This is a genomic window from Streptomyces sp. NPDC001415, assembly GCF_053597395.1.
This window is the reverse complement of record NZ_JBSFIE010000006.1, coordinates 94,896-118,462: the sequence shown is the minus strand read 5'-3', so window position 1 is coordinate 118,462 and position 23,567 is coordinate 94,896. Positions and strand designations below refer to the sequence as shown.

Here is a 23,567-nt window from a genome sequence, read left to right as displayed (position 1 = left end):
GTTCGCGGCGGCCCGCCCGGCTCGTCGGCTCACACGGGGCAGAGGATCTCGCCGTGCGGCACCATGAACCAGGCGTCGTCCCGGGCGCCCCACGACCGCCACGCCTCGGAGATCGCGGTCAGTTCGTCCGCCGTGGCGTGCCCGCCGTCGACCGCGAGCCCCGCGTACGAGGAGGCGACCGTACGGTCCGCCCACAGTCCGCTCCACCACGCGCGCTCCTCCTCGGTGGCGAAGCACCACGTGCTCGCGGAAGCCCTGATGTCGGTGTAACCGGCCTCCAGCGCCCAGGACTTGAGGCGCCGCCCGGCATCCGGCTCGCCCCCGTTGGCGCGAGCCACCCGGTGGTACAGCTCCAGCCATCCGTCCAGCGCGGGCGTCTCGGGGAACCACGTGAACGCGCCGTAGTCGCTGTCGCGCACCGCGACGATCCCGCCCGGCTTGGTCACTCGGCGCATCTCGCGCAGCGCCCGCACTGGGTCGCCGACGTGCTGCAGCACCTGATGGGCGTGCACGACGCAGAACGTGTCGTCCGGGAAGTCCAGCGCGTGGACGTCCGCGACCGCGAACGACATGTTGCCCAGGCCGCGTCCGGCCGCGTACGTGCGGGCCTGCTCGACGATGCCCGGCGCGTGGTCGACCGCCGTCACATGGCCGTCCGGCACCAGCGCGGCCAGGTCGGCGGAGATGGTGCCGGGCCCGCAGCCGATGTCCAGGACCCGCATGTGCGGCTTCAGTTCACCGATGAGGTACGCCGCCGAGTTGGCGGCGGTCCGCCAGGTGTGCGAGCGCAGCACGGACTCGTGGTGGCCGTGGGTGTAGACGGCGGTCTCGCCCGGCGTGGCCGGGGGCGTCTCCTGCGACATGAGCGACTTCCTCTCCGAGAGGTGAAGCGTGAACTGCCCTGGTGGTGAGCCACTTTAGAGCGAGCGGCCAGATTTTGAGATCGCCGTCTTGCTATATGGACCACAGGAGTGCGGCCGGCCGACCACGGTCCATGGCCGAACGTCCGCACATCCAGCGGCGCGATCCGGGTACTCGACCGGCATGGAAACGAACCTGCCGAACCTGCCGGAGCAGCTCTCCCAGGTCGTCCGGGACGCCATCAGGGACGAGCTGCGCGAACAGACCAGGAAACAGCGCCGAGCCGCGCGGATGTACGCGGGAGCCGGTGCGGCCGGGCTCTACGGAGGCGCCGCGCTCACCGCGTTCCTGCTGCTCGTCCTCGCGATGACGCTGCCCTACTGGGCGGCCGCGCTGATCATCGCGGTGCTCTTGATCGGGGCCGCCGTGCTGCTGAGCCGGGGTGCCCGCAGGAGTCGGGGCGCACCCGCCGACGCGGTGTCCCAGCCCCTGGAACCCGGTGTGCCGCCCGGCGCCCCGGTCATCCCGCCGATGGTCCCGCCGGGCGCCCCCGTACCGCCCCGGGGCCCGCTCGGCGCACCCCACGACAGGAGCCGCTAGCCACCTGGGGAGACGCGGCGGGGCGGCCGCCCGGGGGAAGGGAACAAGCGGCCGTCCGCGCTCGTTGTCTCCCTGCTGAGCAGTGATCACTCGGGAGGGAATCATGAGCGACCTCGCCATCCAGTACGTGGGCGGTCCCACCGCCGTCATCGAGATCGGCGGGGTGCGGCTGGTGACCGACCCCACCTTCGACGCCCCCGGCGACTACCCGATGGGCGACCGCAAGCTGGTCAAGAGCGCGGGTCCCGGCGTCGACGCCGAGGAGGTCGGCGCCGCCGACCTGGTGCTGCTCTCGCACGACCAGCACCCCGACAACCTCGACGGCGCCGGCCGCGACTACCTCGACCGCGTTCCCGTCGTCCTCTCCACGGCCGCCGCGCACAGCAGGCTCGGCGACCGCGTCACGGTGCTGCCGAACTGGGAGACGTACCGCAGTGGGCGGTTGAGCATCACCGGCGTGCCCGCGCTGCACGGCCCCGAGGGCTGCGAGCCCGTGGTCGGGGAGGTGACCGGCTTCGTGCTGCACGGGGACGGCCTGCCCACGGTGTACGTGAGCGGCGACAACGCCTCCCTCGACCATGTGCGGAGCATCGCCGACCGCTTCGGGCCGGTCGATGTGGCCGTGCTGTTCGCGGGCGGCGCCCGCACCCCGCTGATCGACGCCTACCTCACACTGTCCAGCGCCGACGCCGCCGAGGCCGCCGCGATCCTGGGCGCCCGGCACGTCGTACCGCTCCACTTCGAGCACTGGGCCCACTTCAGCCAGGGCTCTGACACCCTCGTCGAGGCGTTCGGCGCGGCCGGGCTCGGCGAGCGGCTGCACCTCCTCAAGCCGGCCGAACGCTTCACGCTCTGACCCCGGAGCCGTTGCAGTAACACCCCCAACACCTCTCACACCCCCGCGCCCGGCGGGCGGCCCGGATCGACCGTGCCGCCCGGCCGGGCGTTGCCGTGTCTCCCCTCGTGCCACCCCCTCGCGCCGGGCCCGCCCGCGCTGGTTTGATCCGCCCCGCCGTGGCTACCCGGAAGGCCTACCACGCGAGGTGACATGGCCAACAAACCCGAGAACCCGAGCGCGGTGGACGTCCTGCGGGGCGCCCGCGCCCAGCTGTCCGAACTCATCGGCATGCCCGCCGAATCCGTCTCGTCCTTCGAACGCTCCGACAACGGCTGGCAGTTGAGGATCGAGGTCCTCGAACTCGCCCGGGTCCCCGACACGATGAGCCTGCTCGCCTCGTACGAGGTCGACCTCGACCCGCGCGGCGAACTCACCGGTTACCGGCGGCTGCGCAGGTACGAACGCGGCCGGGCCGACCGGAACAACTGACCCCGCCCACTCATAGGGGGCCTACAGGGGTCCTACAGGAGTCATACAGGGGCCACCGGGCGCGGAAGAAGCAGAAGCCACAAGACGACACGGCAACAAGGCAGACGACAACGCGACAAGGCAACAAGCCAACAAGCCAACAGACAAGGAGGGCCGGACACCATGACGGTTGTCCCGGCACAGCAAGGCGGCAGCGGCGGCACCAGTGGCCTGTACGACGTACTGGAGCTCGTGCTCGACCGGGGGCTCGTGATCGACGCGTTCGTGCGGGTCTCCCTCGTCGGCATCGAGATCCTGAAGATCGACATACGGGTCGTGGTCGCCAGCGTCGACACCTATCTGCGGTTCGCCGAGGCGTGCAACCGCCTCGACCTGGAGGCGGGCCCGCACCGCAGCCCCGGACTGCCCGACCTGGTCGGCGAGATCACCGAGTCCGGCGCCCGCGGCAAGTCCAAGGGAGCGCTCTCGGGCGCCGCGCAGACCATCTCCGACGCCTTCAAGGAGGCCCGCGAGGAGGGCGAGCAGGAGCCCAGGCCGCGAGCCCGGCGCACCGCGTCGCGCCGGAAGGAGGAGCAGGAATGACCACGTACGTCTATGGCATCGCCCGCCGCGGCCACGGCCGGCTGCCGGAGCGGATGGGCGGCATCGGCGATCCGCCGTGCCCGGTCCGCACCATCGAACAGGGCGATCTGGTGGCGCTGGTCAGCGACGCTCCTCAAGAGCTCAGGCCCAAGCGCCGCGATCTGCTCGCCCACCAGAACGTCCTCGCCGAGGCGGGCGCGGGCGGGCCCGTGCTGCCGATGCGGTTCGGCGGGGTCTCGCCCGACGACGACGCCGTACGGGCCGTGCTCGCCGAACACGAGAAGCGCTACCTGGAGCGACTCGAAGCACTCGACGGCAAGGTCGAGTACAACGTGAAGGCCACGCACGACGAAGAGGCCGTGCTGCATCAAGTCCTCGCGGAGAACGCCGAGTTGAGGGCCATGAGCGACGCCAACCGGAAGGCCGGCGGCGGCACGTACGAACAGAAACTGCGGCTCGGCGAACGCATCGCCGCCGCGGTGCAGCAGCGCGAGGCGACCGACGCCGTCCTGGTGGAGCGCGCCCTTGAGGACGCCTCCGAGGAGCGGAGCCCCGGGCCGCAGTCCACCGGCTGGCTGGCCAACATCTCCTTCCTCGTGCCGCGCGAGCGCACGGCCGAGTTCATCGCCGCCGTGGACGCCCTGCGCGAGCGCGCCCCGCACCTGGTCCTCCAGGTCCACGGCCCGCTGCCGCCCTACAGCTTCACGGGGTGAGCGCGTGGGTCTCCTGAAGGAACTGCTGCTGCTTCCCGCGGCACCCGTCCGCGGCACCTTCTGGGTGCTCGGCCGGGTGGCCGCGGAGGCGGAGCGGCAGTACTACGACCCCGCGACCGTGCGACGCGAACTCGCCGCTCTGGAACAGAAGTTGACCGGCGGGGAGATCGACGAGGCGGAGTTCGACCGCCGTGAGGACGAGCTCCTCGACCGCCTCGAACACTCCACCCGCGCTGCCGCCGATCCCCGGAGGAACTGATGGCGACCCCCGCCCGATTTCCCGACGCCTACCCGCCCGACGGCAGCGGCGCGAACCTCGCCGACATTCTCGAACGCGTCCTCGACAAGGGAATCGTCATAGCCGGGGACATTCGCATCAATCTCCTCGACATCGAACTCCTCACCATCAAACTGCGGCTCATCGTCGCCTCCATAGACAAGGCGAAGGAAATGGGCATCGACTGGTGGGAGGACGACCCCGCCCTCTCCACCGGCGCCCGCCGCCGCGAACTCGCCAGAGAGAACGACGAGTTGAAGGAAAGGATAGCCGCCTTGGAATCGGCGCGGAGCGTCGAAACCGCGGAGAGCGCGGCGCAGCAGAAAAGGGCTGCGAGCGCGAAGAAGGAACAGGAGCCGACGGGCGTGAAGAAAGAGCGGGAGTCGGCGAGCGCGAAGAAGGAACAAGGGGCAGTGGCCGATGAATGATGTCCATAACATGCATAGCGACCATGGCGTTCATGAAGGCGAGTTGCTGTATGTGTATGCCGTGGCGCGTCCCTTCGACGCCGCGCTGCCCGACGGGGTGCGCGGGCTCGACGGGGAGCCGCCCGGCCTGATCGAGCACCGCGGCCTGTGTGCCGCGGTGAGCCGTGTCTCCGCCGAGGACTTCAACGCCATCCCGCTCCAAGCCCACCTGGAGGACCTGGACTGGCTCGGCCGGACCGCCCGCGTCCACCAGGCGGTGATCGCGGCGCTCGCCACGGTCACCTGCCCCGTGCCGCTCCGGCTCGCCACCGTGTGCCGCGACGGGAGCGGGGTGCGGCGGCTGCTGGACTCCGGACGCGCCCGCTTCGTACCGGCCATCGAACGCCTCGACGGGCGCATCGAATGGGGCGTCAAGGTGTACGCCCAGGCGCAACCGACTGAACCGGCAAGGGAGTTGAAGGCAGCCACCGGGCGGGACTACCTGCGCCGACGGCTCGGCCAGCGGCAGTCCCGAGACGAGACCTGGCGGCGCGCCGGAACGCTCGCGCGCACCCTGCACGCGGAACTGTGCGAGCGCGCCGAGGCCGGGCGGCTGCACCGCCCCCAGAACGCACGCCTGTCCGGCGAGCCCGGCGAGAACGTGCTCAACGCGGCCTACCTGGTCCCGCGCGAACGGAGCGAGGAGTTCGTCGCGGCGGTACGGGACCGCATCCCGCACATCGAAGGCGTACGCGTGGAGCTGACCGGGCCCTGGGCGCCGTACTCCTTCGCCGGCGCACCGGGCGACGGGCAGGAGGAGCGGTGAGCGGCGACGGCGAAGCCCTCGCGCAGCGCGAGGTCGCCCTGGTGGACCTGCTCGACCGGCTGCTCGCCGGCGGCGTGGTCATCACGGGCGACCTCACGCTGCGGATCGCGGACGTGGATCTCGTACGCATCGACCTGAACGCGCTCGTCAGCTCGGTCCGAGCCGAAGTCCCGTCCCCTTTTGAAGAGTTGGCATGTGAGGAGTCGATGTGAACGGCGATGCGGTGGACGGGGCGGACGCAGTGGACGGGGTGAGGGGGAAGGGCCCCCACGCGCACGGGAGCGGAGGGCCCCGGCGTCGGGCGGAACGGCTGGTGGAACTCGACCCCGACACCGTGGAGCGCGATCTCGCACGGCTGGTCCTGACCGTCGTCGAACTACTGCGGCAGTTGATGGAGCGTCAGGCCCTGCGCAGGGTCGAGACCGGCGAACTCACCGAGGATCAGGAAGAGCGGATCGGGCTCACACTGATGCTCCTGGAAAGCAGGATGAGCGAGCTGAGGTCGAAATTCGGGCTGCGCCCGGAAGATCTCAATATCGACCTCGGCCCGCTCGGCCCCCTGCTTCCGAGGGAGAGTTCCTGAACCTTCCGCTACCACCTGTACCAGCGCGACCGGCCGGACGCTGTCGTCGAACGCACCAGGAATCCGAGCAGCCACACGACGAGCACGATGATCGCGATCCACCAGAGCATCTTGACCGCGAAGCCGAGACCGAACAGAAGAAGTGCGAGGAGCAGGACAAGCAGAATCGGGACCATGATGTGTACCTCCTTGCATCCGAGTTCCCCGGAATTCCTCGCCTAAGCCGAAAGCCTCAAGTCGGAAGTCCCGAGCCAGAAGTTGTGAGCCGAGTCGAGCGAGTCGAGCCTTTCCGTCTGAGTGCTTTTCGCCTCCTGGGTTCTTTTCGCCTCTCGGGCCCGAGGCGGTCTCAGGGGCGGACCCGGGGCCGGTAGACCGTCAGGGCCTCCGGGAGCTTGTCCACGGTCAACTCGCCCGGCGCCGCCGCCACTTCACCGTCGTACGCCAATGAAGTGCCCGGCGCCAGGCCGGTGATCCTGAGGCGGGTCATCGTGCGTGAGGTGTGGACGGGGGAGCGGTGCAGCGGGCCCGCCAGGGCGGCGGCCAGGAGGCGCAGGCCCGGCAGTCGGCCGCCGCGTACCGCGCGCACGTCGAGCAGGCCGTCCGCGAGGTCGAAGCGGCGCACGGGGGCCGGGCCCAGGCGCTGATAGACGCAGTTGCCCGCGAACAACAGCCACAGCGCGGGGCGGCTGCCCCCGGGATCGGCCCTCAACGGCCGTTCCCCGCGCAGCACTTCGTATGCGCCGAGGACTTCCGCGGCCCAGCTGCCGATCCGCGGCGACCAGCGCTCCCGCACCCGTACCAGCTCCGGATAGACGCCCAGGCTGAACGTGTTGAGGAAGTACCCGGCGTCCGCGCCGCCCGGGCCCGGACGGAACCGGCCGAGGTCCACCCGTACCGCGTCGCCCGAGACCAGCGCCCGGCAGGTGTCCTGGACCTCCTCGATGCCGAGGTCGAGGGCGAAGTGGTTCAGGGTGCCGCCGGGGAACACGGCGAGCGGCACGCCGAGACGGGCCGCGACGGACGCCGCCAGGTTGACCGTGCCGTCGCCGCCGCACACCCCGAGCACCCGGCCGCGGCCCGCCGCCTTCTCCAAGGAGGCGGGCAGATCATCGGGGTCGCACTCGACGACCTCGGCGAGCGGGAGTGCCGCACGCACCAGCGCGGCCTTCGCGAGCGCGGTGCCGGACGCGCGGTTGGCGACGACCACCAAGTCCTGGCCGGCGGGCAGCGCGGGCGCGTCGGCGTACGGGCGGCCGGGCGGCGGAAGCTGGGTGCGGGTCGGTACGAGCCCGCGTACGGCGAGTGCGGCGCCCACCCCGAGGGCCGCGCCTGCCACCACGTCGCCCGGATAGTGCACCCCGGTGTACACGCGGGACGCCGCCACCGAGAAGCCCACCGGAGCAAGGGCCGCGCCCCACGCACGGGACTCCAGGGCGGCGCCGGCCACGAAGGCGGCGGCGGACGCGGCGTGCCCGGAGGGAAACGACGTGGTGATCGGGTGGCGTTTCAACTGGCGCACCAGCGGCACCGCATCGAGCAGCGGGCGGGCCCGCCGCACCGAGCGCTTGGCCACGGTGTTCACCGTCAGCGAGGCCAGCGTCAGCGAGGCGACGCCGCGCAGCGCCGCGCGGCGGGCGCGGGGCGAACGGGTCGCGCCCATCGCGGTGGCCGCCGCGAACCAGAGCACGCCGTGGTTGGCGGCCCGGCTCAGCCGCGGCAGTACGGTCTCGGCGGCCGGCCAGTGCCGGGTGGCGGCGAAGTGGAACAGCGCCCGGTCGTGGGCGCCGAGTCGCTTGTGCCAAGGGGAGTACGTCATGGCCCGCGAGTACCCGGCCGCCCCCTGGCCAACCGGCCCCGCCTGGGGCCCGACGCCCCGCCCCGACAGGGGCACGATGCGGCACCGGAGTTGAGAAGTCCCTGGAACTGTTGGGAAGTTCCCCAGCACTCCAGGGTGGGGACCGCGTCAGAACTCCACGGTCGGGCCCGCGTCGTAATGGTTCGCCACATCGCCGAGGCTCACCATGCCGAGCGGCCGCCCCTCCGCCACCACCGGCAGTCGCCGCACCGCGTGCCGGCGCATCAGCGACACCGCGGTGGCCACCTCGTCGTCCGGGCCCACGCACACCGGAGGCCGCGTGCACACCGCCTGGGCGCTGACGGTCAGCGGATCGGCCCCTTCGGCGACCGCCCGCAGCGTGATGTCCCGGTCGGTGAGCACCCCGATGACCCGGCCGGCCCTGGTGACCAGTACGTTTCCGATGTCCTGGGCCCGCATCAGCTGCGCCGCCTCCACCAGTGAGGCATCGGGCGGCACGGCGGTGACGCCCGCCGTCATCACTTCCCGCACGAAACGTGCCATGGCTGCGCGCCCCGTTTCTCTTGATCTCCATGGTCGGTCGGCCTCGCCCGGCCTGGGCCCCTGCGTCGGCGTCGGCCACCGTGCCCCGGAACGGGTACCAGGGTCCGACCGGGCGGAAACACGCTTTCCGCGCCATTTCGCGAACGGGCACGTTTGGTCCCGCGGGGCCGGGGCAGGCGAACCTCGTGCTTCGGACCGGAGGCACGTCCGTGGGAGCGGCTGTCCGCTCCGGGCGTGTCACGCTGCCCGGCCGAAGGCTCCCTCGGTGACAACCATCCGCCGCACCGTTTCAGGGAGCTGGACCGCATATGCGTACCAACACCACGGCGAAGCACAGGCACCCGCACGACGACGCACCCAGGACCGCCGCCGCCTTCGAGCGCCTCGCGGCACTGCCCGATGGACCCGAACGGGACGCCCTGCGCCAGGAACTCGTCCGCGCCTGGCTGCCCATGTCCGAGCGGCTCGCCGGACGCTTCCGCAACCGGGGCGAGGCCCTGGAGGACCTCCGCCAGGTCGCGGCGCTCGGCCTTGTCAAGGCCGTCGACCGGTACGACCCGTCCCGGGGCGCCGCGTTCGAGAGCTACGCCGTGCCCACCATCACCGGCGAGATCAAGCGGCACTTCCGCGACCACATGTGGACGCTCCATGTGCCGCGCCGCGTCCAGGACCTGAGGAGCCGGGTGCGGGCCGCGACCCAGGAACTCGCCTCGAACGCCGGATCCCACCGGCCGACCGTGGCGGAACTCGCCGCGCACACCGGGATGAGCGAGGAGGAAGTCAGGGCCGGCCTTGAGGCCATCGACAGCTTCAGCGCGCTCTCCCTCGACGCCGAACTCCCGGGCGGAGAGGACGGATACACCCTGAGCGACTCACTCGGCAGCTCCGACCCGGCCCTCGACATCGTCGTCGACCGCGAGGCCGTCAAGCCCGGCCTCAGCTGCCTCCCCGAGCGCGAACGGAAGATCCTCTACATGCGGTTCTTCCGGGACATGACCCAGAGCCGGATCGCCGAGGACCTCGGCATCTCGCAGATGCACGTGTCCCGGCTGATCACGCGCTGCTGCGGCCGTCTGCGGGACCAGGCCCTGCGGGACCAGACCCCGCGGGACCAGGTCCTGCGGGATCTGCGTGACGATCACCGGCCGCCGTCGAGGCCGGCCGCCGTGGCTGTGCGGGACGAGGCCGCGGCGGACGCGGATCCGAAGCCGGACGAGCCGGCGAAGACGAAGCTGAGGGCGACGGCTCCGCCGAGGGCGACGCGGACGCGCAGGACTCATCGGGCGGACCAACTGTCGTGCACGGAGCGGGATCTGGCGGACCGTCAGGTCCGAAGGGCGCATCAGGACCCTCAGGAAGGTCAGAACGGTCGGGCCCGTCAGGAGCCGGACGCCGCATAGCCAGCGCGATGTGACGGGACATCACATCCATGGCCTGTCCCTCAGCCATCGAGAAGGGGCGCGCCGATCCGGTGCGGAACAGGGTGAGCACTCCCGCCACGGGTCCCGGCGCGCCCAGCGGCACGCACATCAGGGACGACACCTCGGCGCGGGCGAGCACCGGGGTGCCCGACGGGTCGTGGCCGAAGCCCTCGATGTCCTCGGGCTGCACCTGGAGCGCCCCGTTCCCGGCCCGCGCCGCCTCCAGGACCAACGGGCAGCTCGCCGGATCCTGGCCGGCCATCGCGTGCAGGAGCGGAGCCGCGGCCGGGTCCGACGGGCCGAGGACCACTACGCGCCGCAGCCCCCCGTCGACGAGGTCGGCCACGATCCAGTCGGCGAACCGCCCGCAGAGCACCCGGGCGGCCCCGGCGAGCGCCGACTGCCGTTCCCCGGGCGGCAGTTGGAGCAGTGTGGACGCCATGCGGTCGACCAGGTCGAGGAGTTCGGCGTGCCGGGTCGACTCGGCGAGGTCGGGAACCTCCGGCGGCGGGGGAGCGGCGGCCGAGCCCCGGGCGCTGCCCGCCTGGAACACCACGAGCACCGCGGGCTGCGGCTCGTCCGGCGGACGCAGTGCGGTCAGGGTCGCCAACAGGGGCTCCTCCGGGCGCTGTTGGAGATGGACGGTGAGCCCCCGGTCGCCCTCGCCCCTGGCCACCGCGGCGGCCTGTGAACGGAACGCCGCCCGGTCGCCGGGCGTGAGCAGCGCCGCGAGCGGCCGCCCGGTGGCGTACCCGGCACGGACCCCGGTGAGGCCGGTCGCCGCGAAGTTCAACCGGCGTACGACGGTTTCCCGGTCGACCAGCGCGACCGGCAGCGGAAGCCGCTGGAACAGGGCCTTGAGGAGCTGCCGTTCCTGCCGTTCGACGGGCGAGGGCGCCCCCGCCCCGGCCAGGATCCGCTCGTACCGGGGCCACAACTGCTCGGCCACATGCTGGAGTTCGAAGAGTGCCGCGTCCAGAACCGTCAACTGCTCACCCACCGGGCGGGCGCGTGCGGTGCGCAGCTCACCCACCCGTCTGACGAAATCCGCCAGCTCCTCGCCGAATTCGTCCTCCGTCTGCGTCATGGGAGAAAGCTAACCCGTCGGGCCGGTGCCGGGAGCCCCGCCGTTTCGGGGGTCTCGGACCGGGAAGCCGCAGTATGAGGAGGTTTTTCCGATGCTGCCCGAGCCGGAACGCCAGGAACCCGAGACGACGAGCATCGCCCGGCGGCTCTCCCTGCTCGCCGAACAGTCCGTGCGCTGTGCACCGGCCTGCTGCGGGGCGGTCGCCACCATCACCGACGGCGGGCCCGAACGCCGCGTCACCGCCACCCACCCCGACCTCGCGCCGCTCGCCTCCGTCCAGCTCGCGTGCGGAGACGGGCCGATCCCGAGCGCGCTGGACGCGGGCGAACCCGTGGACACCGAGGACCTCCTGACGGAGGACCGCTGGCCCGGCTATCGCGCCCTGGCCCTCGAATCGGGCGTACGCTCCTGCGTCACCCTCCCCTTCCGCCGGTCCGGGATCGAGGTCACGGTCAGCCTGTACGGCTACCGCCCCGGCTCCCTGGAGCACCTCGTGCGCGGCCCCGTGGGCATCCTGGCCGAGCAGGCCACCACCGGCCTGGTCCGCGACCGCCGCTACCGCGCGGCGCTCGCCGAGGTGGAACACCTGGAGACGGCCCTGCGCTCCCGCCCGGTCATCGACCAGGCGAGCGGCATCGTGATGCACGTCCTGGCCTGCGAGGCGGACGAGGCGTTCGGCATCCTGCGCACCATCTCCCAACGCACCAACCGCAAACTCGCCGACGTCGCCGAGGCGGTCGTACGCGCCAAGGGCCGCGGCCTGGAATCCGAACTCTCGGCACTGGCGGGTCCGGACAACTGACCCGCGCCGCATCCCGCCGCCCCCACAAGCGGCGCCCCGGCCCAAACCTCCGTATAAAGGCTTGAAGGCATGCAAACGCTTGACAAGGCGTGCCGGACAGGGCTCAAGGAGGGAACGGGATGCTGGGAACGGCCGGTGAAGGCCGCGGGCCAGTGCGTTACGGGCCGCCCGCCCCCGGACCCGGGCTGCCCGTGCTCCCGGAACTCGCCGCGGTGCTCGCGGGCGGCACGGGGCGCACCGAACCCGAGCCGCCCGGCGGCGGGCCCGAACTGCGCGAGGCGGCCTGCGGCTACTGGCTGCGGCGCGGGCTGCCCACCTCCCCGGACCGGATCGCCGCGGCCCCGGGCGCCCAGGCGCTCCTGATCGCGCTGCTCGGCGCGTACGGCGGCGACGTGCTGATGCCGCGGCCCTGCCCGGCGTGGTGGACCCCGCAGGCCCGGCTGCTCGGCACACCCGCCTACCACGTGCCCACCCCGGCCGAGTGCGGCGGCGTGCCCGATCCGTACGCCCTGCTCGAAACCGTTCGCCGGGTACGCGCCGAGGGCGGCAGCCCCCGGCTGCTTCTGCTCTGCGTCGCCGACGATCCGACGGCGACCGTGGCGCCGCCCGAGACCGTACGGGAGGCCTGCGAGGCAGCCGTCGGCGAGGGGCTGCACGTCATCAGCGACGAGACCTGGCGGGACACCGTGCACCGCCCGCACGAGACGGTGCCGATCAGCCCCGCCGAGATGTGCCCCGACGACGTGACCGTGCTCGCCGACCTCGGCGGCGCGTTCACCCCGCCCGGCTGGCCCGCCGCCGTCGCCCGCTTCCCCGACACCGCGGCCGACGCCTCGCGCCGCGCCCGCACCCTGGACATCCTGGCCGCCCTCGGCGCGGTCGTCGCAGCGCCACTGGCCGCGGCCGCCGCCCTCGCGCTCACCGAACCGGCCCCCGTCGTCGAGCGCACCCGCCGGGCCGCGGCCCTGCACGCCCGTGTCGCGGCCGCCGCCCACCATGCCGTGCTCGACGCCGGCGCCATGGCGCGGCCCCCGCAGGCCGGCCGCCACCTCTACGCCGACCTCGGCCCGTTCCGCACCCGCCTCGCCGCCCTCGGCGTCACCGACTCCATGGAACTGGAGGACTACCTGACGGCCCGCCTCGCCGCCCCCGCCCCCGGCGGCCACCGCTTCGGCGACGAACTCGGCGCCCTGCGCGTCCGCCTCGCCACCGGACCTCTGCTCGGCTCGAACGACGAGCAGCGCCTGGAGTCCCTCGCCGCACCGGACTCACTCCAACTCCCGCACGTACGCGATGCGTTGGGTCGCTTCGCGTCGGTACTCGCCGAACTGCGCTGACCCGTGCCGGTCCCGAACGAGAGCCGCGGGGGCATCCGGGGGCAGGCACGCTTGAGAGCGCTCTCCGCCCTCGGTGGCGAGCCGCGCCATCCGCGACCCCTCGCACCTGAGAGCGCTCCCAGGTGCCGGCGCGGGCCGAGCCACCCGCGACCGCGCAAGCCTGAGAGCGCTCTCGGAACCGTTCGGTACCCTCGGCACCGGCGCCGGCGCCGGCAGCGCCTCGCCGCCCTCAACGCTCCCCCGCAGCCACCCGCCCCCGCCGCCCCCGCACCCTGCGCCACCCCGCGGGCGCGCCGCTGATCAGCAGGGTCAGGGCGACGGCCACCACCACACCCTTCCACGGCTCGTCGAAGAGGGAGCCGCCGAGGATGCCGATGAGGCCGTACGCGCCCGCCCAGGCGAGGCACGCGGGGATGTCGCCGCGCACGAACGTCCGCAGCGGCATCCCGCCGAGCAGACAGGCCAGCATCACCGGGATCCGCCCGGCCGGCACAAGGCGGGACAGGACCAGGACGACCACCCCGTGGTCATTGAGCTTGCGCCGGGCCTGTTCCAGGTGGTCCGGCGCGGCCCGGCCTCGCAGCGCCGCCAGCCAACGCGAGCCGTTCTTCGAGCGCACCCCGCGCTGCCCCAGCCAGTACAGCGCGACATCACCCAGGAACGCGGCCAGCGCGCCCACCCCGAACACGAGCAGCGGCGAGAACCAGGCGGTCTGGTGGAAGGCCACCACGGCGGCCGTCGACACCAGCGCCCCCGTGGGCACCACCGGCACCAGTGCCCCGAGGATCACGAGCACGAACAGCGTCGGGTAGCCGACGGCCTGCTGCGTCGTCTCCGGCGTCACCGTCGAAGCCGCCTCCAGCATCCGGCCCGCGATCAGCGCCCGGCCCGCGATCACTGACCGGCCTCCAGACGTACGCGCTCGCCGTGCGCGAGCCGGTGCACCGCGGCCTTCGGGGCGAGTCGGGCCGCGTGGCGTACGAACTCCTCGCCCGGCGCGTGGAACTCGTGCGGCCGCACGCCGTCCATGCCGATCGGCCAGTACGTGCCGTAGTGCACCGGCACCGCCGAGAGCGCTCCCAGAGCGGCCAGCGCCTGCGCCGCGCGCCCCGCGTCAAGATGGCCCTGCCCCAGGTGCGGGCCCCAGCCGCCGACCGGGAGCAGCGCCACGTCCACCGGCCCGACCGCCTCCGCCATGTCCTCGAAAAGACCGGTGTCCCCGGCGAAGTAGGTGCGGGCCTCGCCCTCGACGACGTACCCGAGCGCGGGGGAGCGGTGCCGTCCCACCGGCAGTCGGCGCCCGTCGTGCCGGGCGGGCACGGCCCGTACCCGCAGGGCCCCGACCTCGACGGTGTCGCCGGCCCGCACCTCGGTGATGCGCAGGCCGAGCCTCCCGAGCCCCGGCACCGCGCGCGCCGCCCCCGCCGGCGCGATCAGCCGGGTGCCGGGCGCGAGCCGCGCGAGCGAGGGCACGTGCAGATGGTCGGCGTGCAGATGTGAGACGAGCACCACGTCGGCGACGGCCGCCTCGGGAGGCGGGAGGACGCCGCGGCGCCGGCGCAGATGCGCGAGTCGGCGCGCGAAGAGCGGATCGGTCAGCAGCCGTACCCCGGACTCCTCGATCGTGCAGGTGGCATGACCCCACCAGGTGACCTCCACCGGCACGCGACCCTCTCCCCGGCTCGACGATGGTTGATGACGAGCCTAAATCTCCGCGCGCGCAAAGCACGGGAGTCGGGGTAGGCATCCCGGCACCAGAGGGGAGGCGCGCCGTGACCATGCACTCCGAGCAGTGCCCGCGCTGCGGAGGGGTCCTGGCGGTGAGCCAGGACGGCTGGAAGATCTGCCACTCCTGCGGCTACTCCTCACCGCCCTGAACGGGGAGTAGGGTCGGCCCCGACAGCTCGTACAGGGGGACGGTATGGACGACGTACGTGTGGCGGCGATCGCCAGCCTGACCCCGCTCGAAGAACTCGACCTCGATCCCTTCCTGGTAGACACCCGCAGCCAGCACGAGATGTGTGCGAAGTGGGCCGCGGGCCGAGGATACGTAGTCACCAGGCAGTTGCTTTTCTACGGTCTGCGTCCGGACCACGTCGGCCTCTGGGCGGATGTGGACGCGGGCCTCGTCGACGTGTTCGTCGCGCCCAACGAGCGTGTTCTGGCACGGGCGTTGACGTCCGTGCCGGAGTTCTCCGCCGAGTGCGAGCGGCGCGGCGTGCGCCTGGAGACGGCCGGACTCGACGAGCCCGCCTACGACGCGACGATGAAGGCCCACATCCACCGCCGCCTTTCGATGCCCACCGCCGGATACGACGGCTGCTGACGCCCCCCGCACGACGCCGCAGCCCCTTTGCACCCTTATGGCAGGGTGGAGAAGGAACGGGCAAGGCGAAAGGCGAGCGACGTGGGGCGATGGCGGACGACGGGCAACGCCCTGCTGCGGGTGATCGTCGTGTGGGTCGTCTCGACGCTCACCATGATGGCGCTCGCGGGCATCCTGCCCGACTTCAAGCTCACCTCCGACAACGGCGACAGCATCACCCGGGTCGCGCTCACCGCCGCCTGGGGCGCCGGCGCGTTCGGCCTGCTCAGCGCGCTGGTGTGGCCGCTGGTGGTGCGCGCGTTCCTGCTGGTGCCCGCGCTCGTGCTCGGCCTCCTGGTGTTCTTCCTGAACGGCTCGCTGCTCCTGGTCGCGCTGCGTCTCATCCCGACCGGCCGGGGTGCGGCCGAGCCCGAGACCGCGGTGATCGTCGCCGCCGTGATGTCGGCGGTGGCCTCGGCGACCTCGACCGCGCTCGCCGTACGCGACGACGACGCCTACCGGCGCAGACTCTCCCGGCTCGCCCACCGCCGTCGGCGCAGACGCGGCGAAGGGCCGGTGCCGCAGCCGCCGGGCATCGTCTTCCTCCAGCTCGACGGCGTCGGCGAACGCGTGCTGCGCGACGCCGTCGACGCCGGCCTGATGCCGACCGTCGCCACCTGGCTGAAGGCCACGCACCGGCTCACCCCGTGGCGTACCGACTGGTCGAGCCAGACCGGCGCGAGCCAGCTCGGCATCCTGCACGGCTCCACCTTCGACGTGCCGGCCTTCCGCTGGTACGAGAAGGAGAGCGGCGAGGTGATGGTCTCCAACCGGCCCGCCTGTGCCGTCGAACTCCAGCGCCGGGCCGTCGAGCGCACCGGCGACGGCGGACTGCTCACCCTCGACGGAGCCAGCCGCGGCAACCTGTTCTCCGGCGGCGCCGACCAGGTCGCCCTGGTCCTGACCGCGGCCGCCCGGCGCGGCCGCCGCAACCGTTCCCGCGCCGGATACTTCGCCTACTTCTCCGACCCCGCCAACGCGGTCCGCACCGCCGGATCGTTCGTCGCCGAGGTCGGCCGTGAGATCGCCCAGTCGACCCGGGCCAGGATCCGCAAGCAGGCCCCGCGCATCAAACGCGGCGGCCTCTACCCCTTCATCCGTGCCTTCGCGACGGTCGTGGAGCGGGACGTGGTCGTCGCCGCCGTCATGGGCGACATGCTCGCCGGCCGCACCGCCGTCTACGCCGACCTCGTCGCCTACGACGAGGTCGCTCACCACTCGGGACCGCGCGGCAGGGACACCGATCAGGTCCTCGGGCGCCTGGACCGCTCCCTCGCGCTGATCGCCGACGCCGCCGAACACGCCCCGCGCCGCTACCGGATCGTGCTCCTGTCCGACCACGGTCAGAGCCCCGGCGAGACCTTCGAGGGCGCCTACGGACTGACCCTGAAGGATCTTGTACGGGCCGGCTGCGGGCTGCCCGTGCCGCGCCGGGCCCGCCGCACCCGCAGCGACGCGGAGGCCAGGGACGCGGTGCGGGTCGCGCTGCACCGCCCGGTCGAGGAGAGGCCCGAAAAGCGGGCATACCGGCCGGGCCCCGGATCCGACCCCGTCGTGCTCGCCTCCGGCAACCTCGGCCTGGTCTCCTTCCCCGACACCGAGGGCCGCATGACCCGCGAGCACATCGACCGCCGCCACCCCGCGCTCCTGCCGACCCTGGCGAACCACCCCGGCATCGGCTTCCTCCTCGTACGCAGCCAGGAGCACGGCGCGGTGGTGCTCGGCCCCGGCGGCAGCGAGGTTCCGCTGGCCCAACTCGCCGACGGGGAAGGCCCGTTGAAGGGATTCGGGCCCGGCGCGGCCGACGCGGTGCGCCGCACGGACACCTTCCCGCACACCGCCGACATCATGGTCAACTCGATGTACGACCCGGCCACCGGCCAGGTGCACGCCTTCGAGGAGCAGATCGGCTCGCACGGCGGCCTCGGCGGCGAGCAGTCCCACCCCTTCCTGCTCTCCCCGCTCGACCTCACCGAACCGGTACCGGACGGCGGGGAACTCGTCGGCGCGGAACAGGTCCACCACGTCCTGCGCCGCTGGCTGCGCGAAGGCCGGGACCCGCGGATCCCGGTGGGTGCCGAGGCCCTGGCCGGACTGGAGAATTCGCCGTCAACGACCCAACCGGAAGGACCATTTCCGGTTGGTGGCCTCGCTCGACAGGACAAAAGCAGCTGATTTTGTGCGGTGCCTCACGTACCCGACCATGGTCAGGTTTGTCCCGTACGAGAGGCGCACCCACCCACCATGACCACGCAAGAAACCCAGAACAAGCACGCCCGGCAATTCGGCCTGCCGGTCGCGACCGCCCTGGTCATGGGCAACATCATCGGCGGCGGAATCTTCCTGCTGCCCGCCTCCGTCGCCCCGTTCGGCACGATCAGCCTGGTCGCGTTCGCCGTTCTCACCGCCGGTGCCATCGCGCTCGCCCTCGTCTTCGGCCGGCTCGCCGAGCGGCACCCGCAGACCGGCGGCCCCTACGTCTACGCACGCGAGGCCTTCGGCGACTTCGCCGGGTTCCTCGCCGCCTGGTCCTACTGGATCACCACCTGGGTCTCGAACGCGGCCCTCGCGGTCGCCGCCGTCGGCTACCTCGACGTCCTCATACCCGTCCACGCGTCCAAAGCGGCGACGATCACCGCGGCTCTGCTGCTCCAGTGGCTCCCGGCCCTCGCCAACCTCGCGGGCACCCGGTATGTGGGCGCGGTCCAGCTCGTCTCCACCGTCCTGAAGTTCGCCCCGCTGCTGCTCGTCGCCGTCGGCGGCCTCTTCTTCTTCGACCCGGCGAACCTCGGCCCCTTCCAGGCCGGCGGGCAGTCCGGGCTCGGCGCGATATCCGCCTCCGCCGCGATCCTGCTGTTCAGCTACCTCGGCGTCGAGTCCGCCGCCGTCAGCGCGGGCGAGGTCCGCGACCCGCGCCGCAACGTGGGCCGCGCCACCATCCTGGGCACCCTGGGCGCCGCCGTGATCTACCTCCTGGGCACGCTCTCCGTCTTCGGTACGGTCCCGCACGACAAGCTCGTCGGCTCCACCGCGCCCTTCACGGACGCCGTGAACTCCATGTTCGGCGGCTCCTGGGGCGGCACCGCGGTCGCCCTCGCCGCCCTCGTCTCCATGGTCGGCGCCCTCAACGGCTGGACCCTGCTGAGCGCCCAGACCCCGTACGCCGCCGCCAAGGACGGCCTGTTCCCGCAGGTGTTCGGGAAGAAGAAGCGCGGCGTCCCGACGGTCGGCGTCCTGGTCACCGCCGTCCTCGCCTCGCTCCTGACGGTCTACAACTACACCGCGGGATCCAAGGGCGTCTTCGAGATCCTGGTCCTGGTGACCACGTTCACGGCGACCGTGCCCTACCTCCTGTCGACCGCCGCGCAGATCTACTTCCTCGCCTCCGGCCAGGGGGAGCGCGTGCACCGCACCCGCCTGATCCGCGACGCGGTCCTGGCGGTCCTCGCTTTCGGCTTCTCGATGTGGCTGGTGGCGGGCTCCGGCTACGAGGCGGTCTACCAGGGCGTGCTGTTCCTCTTCGCGGGCGTCCTCGTGTACGCGTGGATGGCGGCCCGCAAGCAGCACGCCCAGGAGCGGTCCGCCGCCTGACGTGTTGTTCGCCACGCTCGCGTGCCGCACGGCGTCATGGGGGCGTCAGGGTTCGGCCCATTCCGGACGTACCGCCGGTAGTGGATTGCGTGCGAGTGGATCATGTGTGGTGGGATGAGGTGATGCGACCTCCCACACGCATGCGCCCTCGCTACCGCAATCCCTATGACGAACTCGCGGCCCTGGCCGACCCGGAGCCCGACCCCCGCCCGGCCGAGGAGTCCTGGACCGGCGCACCGTACGAACCCTGGACCGACCCCGGTCACGCCACCCAGGAGATACCGGAGGCGATACCCCCGCAGGCGCCCTCCGGCCTCGTGGACGCCGATCCCGACCACGGTTTCTGGTCCCGGCCGGACCGCCGCCGGGCCAGGCGCGCCCGCCGCAGCCGCGGGAGCCTGCTCGCGGCCGTGCCCCGCGCGGCCAAGCTGCTGTCCGCTCTGGTGGTGTGCGCCGGGTTCCTGGTCCTCGCGGACCGGTGCGCGGCGATGTACGCGGAGAAGAAGGCGCAGCAGGCGCTCCAGAGCGATCTCCATCTGGCGGCCGCGCCGCAGGTGGACATCCACGGCTTCCCCTTCCTCACCCAGGTCCTGGACAAGCACCTGGAGCGCGTGGACGTGGCCGTGCCGCACGTGCCCGCCGACCGCGTGTCCCTTGCGAAGGTGCAGGCCAGCGCGCGCAACATCGAGCTGACGGGCAACCTGCCCAGCGACATAAGCGGTGCGGTCGTCGGCAACCTGGACGGTGACATCACCCTGTCCTTCGACGACATGAACCGCGAACTCGCCGCCTCCCAGGTCAAGTTCAGCCGCCGCAGCGACAACTCGGTGGGCGCGGACGGCAAGTTGAGCATCGCGGGACAGGAACTCCGCGTCAGCGCGGAGGCCCAGCTGCGCCTCGTCGGCAACCAGGGTCTGTCCACCGACATCGACGGCATGAGCCTCGACATGCCCGGCATCGCTGTGTACCGCCCGGGCCGGGACAGGGGCCTGACCCTGCACCGCGAGACCGCCGAACTCATCAGCCGGGACACGGCGCGTGTCAAGGCGCTCTTTTCCATACCGGCCGTGGTGAAGCGGCTCGGAGTGCCGGACAAGGACGTCGAGCTGGCCCTGCGCAACGACGCGAAGCTCCACGAACTGGTGGGCACGCCCCGGTTCATCGACCAGCTGATGCAGGTCAACCTCGTAGACGTCGTGGCAGACCACCCCTGGCTCCTCTCCAAGGTGGGCATCGACCCGAAACTGATCACCGGCCTGATCGCGATGCGCCCTCCGGAGCTCTCCGACCGCCTGTCGTTCTCGTTCACGCTCCCCAAGGAGGCACGGAACCTGCAACTGCGCGGGGTGCGAGTCGAGAAGAACGGGATCGTGGCGACGGTCTCGGGGATGGGACTGGCGGTGGGGAAGGGTAGGTAACGCCGGTGACGCCGTAACGGTGGGGTACGCCGCAACAGGGGGGTGCGTCGTATTCTGCGCGGCATGATCAACTCACCTACGCGTTCCGACGACGACGGCATCGCGATAGCCGGGGCGGTTGCCGGCGCGGACGTGGTGCGCACCCTGTACGGCCAGCGGCTCACCCGCATCGACAAGGGCGCCGGAGACTTCGCCACCGCAGCCGATGTGGCGGCGGAGAAGGCGATCCTCGACGTCATCCGTGCCGCTCGACCCGATGACGCCCTGCTCGGCGAGGAAGGCGGGCGTCAGGGCGGCGCCGACGAGGTGCGCCAGTGGCTGGTGGATCCCTTGTGCGGCACGCTGAACTACGCCGTCGGCAGCATGCTGGTGGCCGTCAACGTGGCGCTGCGCAACGGCCCGGCGGCGGTGGCCGACCCGTTCAGCGGAGAGATCTTCTGGACCGACGGCGAGACCGCCTGGCTGCGGCACCACGGGAGCGATGCCCCGCTGGAACCCACGCCCGCCACGCGGCTGGTGGACGTCAACCTGGATCCGCCGTTCCCGAGCGCGCCCGGGGTCCGCGCCGCCGACCTGCTGGCCCACCCCGACTTCGTCGCCCGGTTCCGGCCGCGGGTGCTGTCGACGACGCTGGCGCTGACCTGGGTCGCGGCCGGCAAACGGGCCGCGTACGTCACCGACGGCGGTGACCTCTCGGGCAGCGTGCACTTCGCCGCCGGTATCGCCGTGTGCCGGGCGGCCGGCTGCGTGGTCACCGGCATCGACGGCGCCCCGCTCGGCCCGGCGACCCGCGGCCTCGTGGCGGCGGCCGACGCCGAGACCCACGGCCTGCTGATGGCGATGATGCGCAGCGGGGGCTAGGGCCGGTTGTGGGCGCTCGGCTCCACCCCATCTGTTTGCGACCCTGGCCGCCCGTCGCCCCAACTCCCCTGACAACCCATGGACTTGAACCGGACGCAGCACGCCCCGGCCGCTCACCGGATCGTCATCGACTCGGCCAGTCCAGTGCGCCGCCGCTCGTGAGTGGCCCCCTGGGCGCGGGTGGCGCCGCCGCACGCGGCCGGGGCGGGGGCTCGGAACCCATGCCGATTTCCCCCGTCCCGCCGCCCGGAATTCAGCCACCACCCCCGGTGGCCTGAACGCCACGCGAACGCGCCCCGCGCAATTGACGGCCCCACATACCGCGGGCAGCCTTGCGCCCACCGAATCGGCAGAGGGATTGGGGACGCGCATGACCGTCAAGGGGAACGGAAAGTCCGCCGACGAGCCGTACGTCATCACCGGGCGAGGAAAGGAAGCCGCGCCCAAGAACGCCTTCTCCCTGTTCGCCGACGTCAATTACAACGTCGGGGGAGCCCGCACCAAAATCCTCGTCATTCCGGCCAACGGCACGGCGAACAACTTCAGCGACTACGGCTTCGACCAGAGCGACGACGGGGTGAGCAGCGTCGTCAACAACACCGATCGGGACAACATCCTCTTCACGCGGACCAACCAGGGCGGCGCGCAGTTGCCCGTCCCCGCCAACTCCTCGATCACCGACCTCACGAAAACCCCGCTCTCCGGGAGCCCCACCGGCACCTGGAACGACCAGGCCCAGTCCGCACTCGCCTTCAACAAGCCCGTGCCGCTGCCGGTGTTCACCGCCCCGAAGCCCAGCGCGCAGACCCAGGACCGCCGCCAGGCCATCCAGGGAAACGCGGCCCCCGACGTCCAGCAGGTACTGCTCCACGAAGGGGCCAAGCTCGTCGGCAGCTGCCCGGTCAAGGACAACACGTGGGAGTACGCCCCGGACACGGACTGGCCGCTCGGCCAGCACGACCTGTACGCCATCGCCGTGCGCGACAACGTGCAGTCCGGCCGGGCGCCGCTGCGCTTCTACGTCACCCTGCCCACGCCCGTCGTGGACATCAGGTCGCCCAAGGAGGGCGACGAAGTGGACAGCGGGGCCACCGTCGACGGCGTCGCGTTCAACGCCGACACGGTGACGCTCACCGCGGGCGGCACCCAGCTCGGCACCGCCAAGGTGACCAGCAACGTATGGAGTTACGCCCGCGAGGGCGGCTGGTCGCTCGGAAAGCACAGTGTGACGGCGACGGCCGTCCGCGGCGGCCAGGAGTCGGAGCCCGACACCGTGAATTTCACCGCGGCCAACAAGAACCTCAAGGTCGAATACAAATTCAACTCCTCGTGGCAGGACTGGCAGACCCACAAGTACATCCACTCCTACGACGTCACCATGTACGCCGGGGAGACCGATGTGAAGCACTGGAATGTCGGCTTCGGCCAGCTCCCGGACGGATCCGTTCTCGCCCCGGAATTCGAAACCAGCTTCTGGGGGCTGATCATCAACGACGGCTCCGACGGAAACGTCGTCCTCGGCTCTCCTCCCGAGGGCGTGCACATCGTCCCGGCCAAGGGAAACCTGACCATTCGCGTACTCGTCCTCATCCCGAACCAGGACGAGGCGAACCACAAGCTCTACGGCCTGTTCGCGAAGTCGCTGACGGAGTAGGTGCCGGTTGGCACGGCGGGCGGCCGTCCGCGTGGAGGCGTCCGGTGGACACGGCTCTGAGCCGCCAACGCCTCCACCCGCCCCCGGTCCGGCCTGCCTCTGGGGTGCGAACCCGGGCGAATGCGCGGATGCTGGGTGTGCCAGCATCCGCAAGGAGGCAGATATGTCGATGCTCGACAAGCTCAAGGGCCTGCTCAAGGGCCATGAGGACACCGCGCGGCAGGGAGTCGAAAAGGCCGGCGACGCCTTCGACGCCAAGACCGGCAACAAGTACCAGAGCCAGGTCGACATGGCCCAGCAGAAGATCAACGAGCAACTGGGCTCCGACAAGCCACAGGACACCCCTCCGCAGAGCTAGGACCTGCCCGGCGGACCTTGTCCGGGACGCGGGGGCCTGGCCGGGCCCTGGCGCCGCGACCACGACTCCGCCCTCGCCGATCCCCAGGGATCGCGAGCGAGGGCGGGTGCGTGATGCCCGGCGCGTGACCTGCTCCAT

Annotated in this window: 27 protein-coding genes and 1 pseudogene; 21 read left to right on the top strand and 7 right to left on the bottom strand. The window is 72.0% G+C overall.

Going from position 1 to position 23,567, the window contains the following annotated elements; translation table 11 throughout:
- Positions 1-29: 29 nt before the first annotated feature.
- Entirely contained in the window at positions 30-863 is an 834-nt protein-coding gene (locus tag ACWC2B_RS10085) for a class I SAM-dependent methyltransferase (protein ID WP_450715997.1), read from the bottom strand.
- A 181-nt stretch (positions 864-1,044) separates the two neighbouring features.
- Between ACWC2B_RS10085 and ACWC2B_RS10080 the strand changes: the two genes are divergently transcribed.
- The 10 genes from ACWC2B_RS10080 to ACWC2B_RS10035 all read left to right on the top strand — a co-directional run bounded on the left by ACWC2B_RS10080 (position 1,045) and on the right by ACWC2B_RS10035 (position 6,176).
- Positions 1,045-1,461 carry a phage holin family protein gene (locus tag ACWC2B_RS10080; RefSeq protein WP_450715996.1) on the top strand — a complete coding sequence of 139 codons (417 nt, stop codon included), beginning with the start codon at positions 1,045-1,047 and terminating at the stop codon, positions 1,459-1,461.
- Between the two features lie 103 nt (positions 1,462-1,564).
- Entirely contained in the window at positions 1,565-2,317 is a 753-nt protein-coding gene (locus ACWC2B_RS10075) for an MBL fold metallo-hydrolase (RefSeq protein ID WP_450715995.1), read from the top strand.
- 192 nt (positions 2,318-2,509) lie between these two features.
- Positions 2,510-2,788 carry a gas vesicle protein GvpO gene (locus tag ACWC2B_RS10070; protein ID WP_450715994.1) on the top strand — a complete coding sequence of 93 codons (279 nt, stop codon included), beginning with the start codon at positions 2,510-2,512 and terminating at the stop codon, positions 2,786-2,788.
- A 162-nt stretch (positions 2,789-2,950) separates the two neighbouring features.
- Entirely contained in the window at positions 2,951-3,370 is a 420-nt protein-coding gene (locus tag ACWC2B_RS10065) for a gas vesicle structural protein GvpA (protein ID WP_406505133.1), read from the top strand.
- Complete coding sequence (locus ACWC2B_RS10060) at positions 3,367-4,083, top strand: GvpL/GvpF family gas vesicle protein (protein ID WP_450715993.1); 717 nt, start codon at positions 3,367-3,369, stop codon at positions 4,081-4,083. Before ACWC2B_RS10065 ends, ACWC2B_RS10060 begins: the two co-directional genes overlap by 4 nt.
- A gap of 4 nt (positions 4,084-4,087) precedes the next feature.
- The gene (locus tag ACWC2B_RS10055) at positions 4,088-4,342 is read left to right on the top strand and encodes a gas vesicle protein GvpG (RefSeq protein ID WP_450715992.1); all 255 of its coding nucleotides are present in this window, start codon (positions 4,088-4,090) and stop codon (positions 4,340-4,342) included.
- Positions 4,342-4,788 carry a gas vesicle protein gene (locus tag ACWC2B_RS10050; RefSeq protein WP_450715991.1) on the top strand — a complete coding sequence of 149 codons (447 nt, stop codon included), beginning with the start codon at positions 4,342-4,344 and terminating at the stop codon, positions 4,786-4,788. The genes ACWC2B_RS10055 and ACWC2B_RS10050 overlap by 1 nt, the downstream gene beginning before the upstream one ends.
- A 10-nt stretch (positions 4,789-4,798) precedes the next feature.
- Positions 4,799-5,593 (top strand): GvpL/GvpF family gas vesicle protein, encoded by a 795-nt coding sequence (locus ACWC2B_RS10045; protein ID WP_450715990.1) that lies wholly within the window; start codon positions 4,799-4,801, stop codon positions 5,591-5,593.
- Positions 5,590-5,805 (top strand): gas vesicle protein, encoded by a 216-nt coding sequence (locus ACWC2B_RS10040; protein WP_450715989.1) that lies wholly within the window; start codon positions 5,590-5,592, stop codon positions 5,803-5,805. The genes ACWC2B_RS10045 and ACWC2B_RS10040 overlap by 4 nt, the downstream gene beginning before the upstream one ends.
- A gap of 101 nt (positions 5,806-5,906) precedes the next feature.
- Positions 5,907-6,176, top strand: a complete 270-nt coding sequence (locus ACWC2B_RS10035) for a gas vesicle protein K (RefSeq protein WP_053728774.1) — start codon at positions 5,907-5,909, stop codon at positions 6,174-6,176.
- Between the two features lie 8 nt (positions 6,177-6,184).
- Here the strand turns inward: ACWC2B_RS10035 and ACWC2B_RS10030 are convergent, their stop codons facing one another.
- From ACWC2B_RS10030 to ACWC2B_RS10020, 3 genes are all read right to left on the bottom strand, one after another.
- Complete coding sequence (locus ACWC2B_RS10030) at positions 6,185-6,352, bottom strand: DUF5670 family protein (RefSeq protein ID WP_450715988.1); 168 nt, start codon at positions 6,350-6,352, stop codon at positions 6,185-6,187.
- Between the two features lie 170 nt (positions 6,353-6,522).
- Positions 6,523-7,992, bottom strand: a complete 1,470-nt coding sequence (locus tag ACWC2B_RS10025; protein WP_450715987.1) for a phosphatase PAP2 family protein — start codon at positions 7,990-7,992, stop codon at positions 6,523-6,525.
- A gap of 147 nt (positions 7,993-8,139) precedes the next feature.
- Complete coding sequence (locus ACWC2B_RS10020; RefSeq protein WP_450715986.1) at positions 8,140-8,535, bottom strand: CBS domain-containing protein; 396 nt, start codon at positions 8,533-8,535, stop codon at positions 8,140-8,142.
- Between the two features lie 308 nt (positions 8,536-8,843).
- On the opposite strand from ACWC2B_RS10020, the pseudogene ACWC2B_RS10015 reads away from it, so the two are divergent.
- Positions 8,844-9,632, top strand: a pseudogene (locus tag ACWC2B_RS10015) (RNA polymerase sigma factor SigF); the annotation flags it as partial.
- Here the strand turns inward: ACWC2B_RS10015 and ACWC2B_RS10010 are convergent.
- Entirely contained in the window at positions 9,589-11,043 is a 1,455-nt protein-coding gene (locus ACWC2B_RS10010; RefSeq protein ID WP_450715985.1) for a PAS domain-containing protein, read from the bottom strand. The pseudogene ACWC2B_RS10015 and the gene ACWC2B_RS10010 overlap by 44 nt on opposite strands.
- 91 nt (positions 11,044-11,134) lie before the next feature.
- Between ACWC2B_RS10010 and ACWC2B_RS10005 the strand changes: the two genes are divergently transcribed.
- Together ACWC2B_RS10005 and ACWC2B_RS10000 are read left to right on the top strand one after the other, a co-directional pair.
- Entirely contained in the window at positions 11,135-11,845 is a 711-nt protein-coding gene (locus ACWC2B_RS10005; RefSeq protein ID WP_450715984.1) for an ANTAR domain-containing response regulator, read from the top strand.
- A gap of 119 nt (positions 11,846-11,964) precedes the next feature.
- Positions 11,965-13,182: an aminotransferase class I/II-fold pyridoxal phosphate-dependent enzyme gene (locus ACWC2B_RS10000; RefSeq protein ID WP_450715983.1), complete on the top strand. Its 1,218-nt coding sequence runs from the start codon at positions 11,965-11,967 to the stop codon at positions 13,180-13,182.
- Between the two features lie 229 nt (positions 13,183-13,411).
- Here the strand turns inward: ACWC2B_RS10000 and ACWC2B_RS09995 are convergent, their stop codons facing one another.
- Together ACWC2B_RS09995 and ACWC2B_RS09990 are read right to left on the bottom strand one after the other, a co-directional pair.
- Positions 13,412-14,047: a DedA family protein gene (locus ACWC2B_RS09995; protein ID WP_450716214.1), complete on the bottom strand. Its 636-nt coding sequence runs from the start codon at positions 14,045-14,047 to the stop codon at positions 13,412-13,414.
- A 29-nt stretch (positions 14,048-14,076) separates the two neighbouring features.
- Positions 14,077-14,847, bottom strand: coding sequence for an MBL fold metallo-hydrolase (locus ACWC2B_RS09990; protein WP_450715982.1), 771 nt, complete (start codon positions 14,845-14,847; stop codon positions 14,077-14,079).
- A gap of 107 nt (positions 14,848-14,954) precedes the next feature.
- Between ACWC2B_RS09990 and ACWC2B_RS09985 the strand changes: the two genes are divergently transcribed.
- The 8 genes from ACWC2B_RS09985 (at position 14,955) to ACWC2B_RS09950 (ending at position 23,429) form a co-directional block, all read left to right on the top strand.
- Positions 14,955-15,059, top strand: coding sequence for an NADH pyrophosphatase zinc ribbon domain-containing protein (locus tag ACWC2B_RS09985; protein ID WP_323177933.1), 105 nt, complete (start codon positions 14,955-14,957; stop codon positions 15,057-15,059).
- Between the two features lie 44 nt (positions 15,060-15,103).
- Entirely contained in the window at positions 15,104-15,508 is a 405-nt protein-coding gene (locus ACWC2B_RS09980) for a hypothetical protein (RefSeq protein WP_450715981.1), read from the top strand.
- Between the two features lie 81 nt (positions 15,509-15,589).
- Positions 15,590-17,722 (top strand): phage holin family protein, encoded by a 2,133-nt coding sequence (locus tag ACWC2B_RS09975; protein WP_450715980.1) that lies wholly within the window; start codon positions 15,590-15,592, stop codon positions 17,720-17,722.
- 69 nt (positions 17,723-17,791) lie between these two features.
- Entirely contained in the window at positions 17,792-19,138 is a 1,347-nt protein-coding gene (locus ACWC2B_RS09970; protein ID WP_450715979.1) for an amino acid permease, read from the top strand.
- Between the two features lie 122 nt (positions 19,139-19,260).
- Positions 19,261-20,556, top strand: coding sequence for an LmeA family phospholipid-binding protein (locus tag ACWC2B_RS09965; protein ID WP_450715978.1), 1,296 nt, complete (start codon positions 19,261-19,263; stop codon positions 20,554-20,556).
- Positions 20,557-20,619: 63 nt separating this feature from the next.
- On the top strand, positions 20,620-21,417 hold the full coding sequence (locus ACWC2B_RS09960; RefSeq protein WP_450715977.1) for an inositol monophosphatase family protein: 798 nt from the start codon (positions 20,620-20,622) through the stop codon (positions 21,415-21,417).
- A 370-nt stretch (positions 21,418-21,787) separates the two neighbouring features.
- Positions 21,788-23,071, top strand: coding sequence for a hypothetical protein (locus tag ACWC2B_RS09955; protein WP_450715976.1), 1,284 nt, complete (start codon positions 21,788-21,790; stop codon positions 23,069-23,071).
- A 163-nt stretch (positions 23,072-23,234) separates the two neighbouring features.
- Positions 23,235-23,429, top strand: a complete 195-nt coding sequence (locus ACWC2B_RS09950) for an antitoxin (protein WP_386031501.1) — start codon at positions 23,235-23,237, stop codon at positions 23,427-23,429.
- The last annotated feature ends 138 nt before the right edge of the window (positions 23,430-23,567 follow it).

Coding starts and splice junctions, on each gene's coding strand:
- ACWC2B_RS10085 (WP_450715997.1), bottom strand. CDS start 863: ATGTCGCAGGAGACGCCCCCGGCCACGCCGGGCGAGACCGCCGTCTAC.
- ACWC2B_RS10080 (WP_450715996.1), top strand. CDS start 1,045: ATGGAAACGAACCTGCCGAACCTGCCGGAGCAGCTCTCCCAGGTCGTC.
- ACWC2B_RS10075 (WP_450715995.1), top strand. CDS start 1,565: ATGAGCGACCTCGCCATCCAGTACGTGGGCGGTCCCACCGCCGTCATC.
- ACWC2B_RS10070 (WP_450715994.1), top strand. CDS start 2,510: ATGGCCAACAAACCCGAGAACCCGAGCGCGGTGGACGTCCTGCGGGGC.
- ACWC2B_RS10065 (WP_406505133.1), top strand. CDS start 2,951: ATGACGGTTGTCCCGGCACAGCAAGGCGGCAGCGGCGGCACCAGTGGC.
- ACWC2B_RS10060 (WP_450715993.1), top strand. CDS start 3,367: ATGACCACGTACGTCTATGGCATCGCCCGCCGCGGCCACGGCCGGCTG.
- ACWC2B_RS10050 (WP_450715991.1), top strand. CDS start 4,342: ATGGCGACCCCCGCCCGATTTCCCGACGCCTACCCGCCCGACGGCAGC.
- ACWC2B_RS10045 (WP_450715990.1), top strand. CDS start 4,799: ATGCATAGCGACCATGGCGTTCATGAAGGCGAGTTGCTGTATGTGTAT.
- ACWC2B_RS10030 (WP_450715988.1), bottom strand. CDS start 6,352: ATGGTCCCGATTCTGCTTGTCCTGCTCCTCGCACTTCTTCTGTTCGGT.
- ACWC2B_RS10025 (WP_450715987.1), bottom strand. CDS start 7,992: ATGACGTACTCCCCTTGGCACAAGCGACTCGGCGCCCACGACCGGGCG.
- ACWC2B_RS10020 (WP_450715986.1), bottom strand. CDS start 8,535: ATGGCACGTTTCGTGCGGGAAGTGATGACGGCGGGCGTCACCGCCGTG.
- ACWC2B_RS10010 (WP_450715985.1), bottom strand. CDS start 11,043: ATGACGCAGACGGAGGACGAATTCGGCGAGGAGCTGGCGGATTTCGTC.
- ACWC2B_RS10005 (WP_450715984.1), top strand. CDS start 11,135: ATGCTGCCCGAGCCGGAACGCCAGGAACCCGAGACGACGAGCATCGCC.
- ACWC2B_RS10000 (WP_450715983.1), top strand. CDS start 11,965: ATGCTGGGAACGGCCGGTGAAGGCCGCGGGCCAGTGCGTTACGGGCCG.
- ACWC2B_RS09995 (WP_450716214.1), bottom strand. CDS start 14,047: ATGCTGGAGGCGGCTTCGACGGTGACGCCGGAGACGACGCAGCAGGCC.
- ACWC2B_RS09980 (WP_450715981.1), top strand. CDS start 15,104: ATGGACGACGTACGTGTGGCGGCGATCGCCAGCCTGACCCCGCTCGAA.
- ACWC2B_RS09970 (WP_450715979.1), top strand. CDS start 17,792: ATGACCACGCAAGAAACCCAGAACAAGCACGCCCGGCAATTCGGCCTG.
- ACWC2B_RS09965 (WP_450715978.1), top strand. CDS start 19,261: ATGCGACCTCCCACACGCATGCGCCCTCGCTACCGCAATCCCTATGAC.
- ACWC2B_RS09960 (WP_450715977.1), top strand. CDS start 20,620: ATGATCAACTCACCTACGCGTTCCGACGACGACGGCATCGCGATAGCC.
- ACWC2B_RS09955 (WP_450715976.1), top strand. CDS start 21,788: ATGACCGTCAAGGGGAACGGAAAGTCCGCCGACGAGCCGTACGTCATC.
- ACWC2B_RS09950 (WP_386031501.1), top strand. CDS start 23,235: ATGTCGATGCTCGACAAGCTCAAGGGCCTGCTCAAGGGCCATGAGGAC.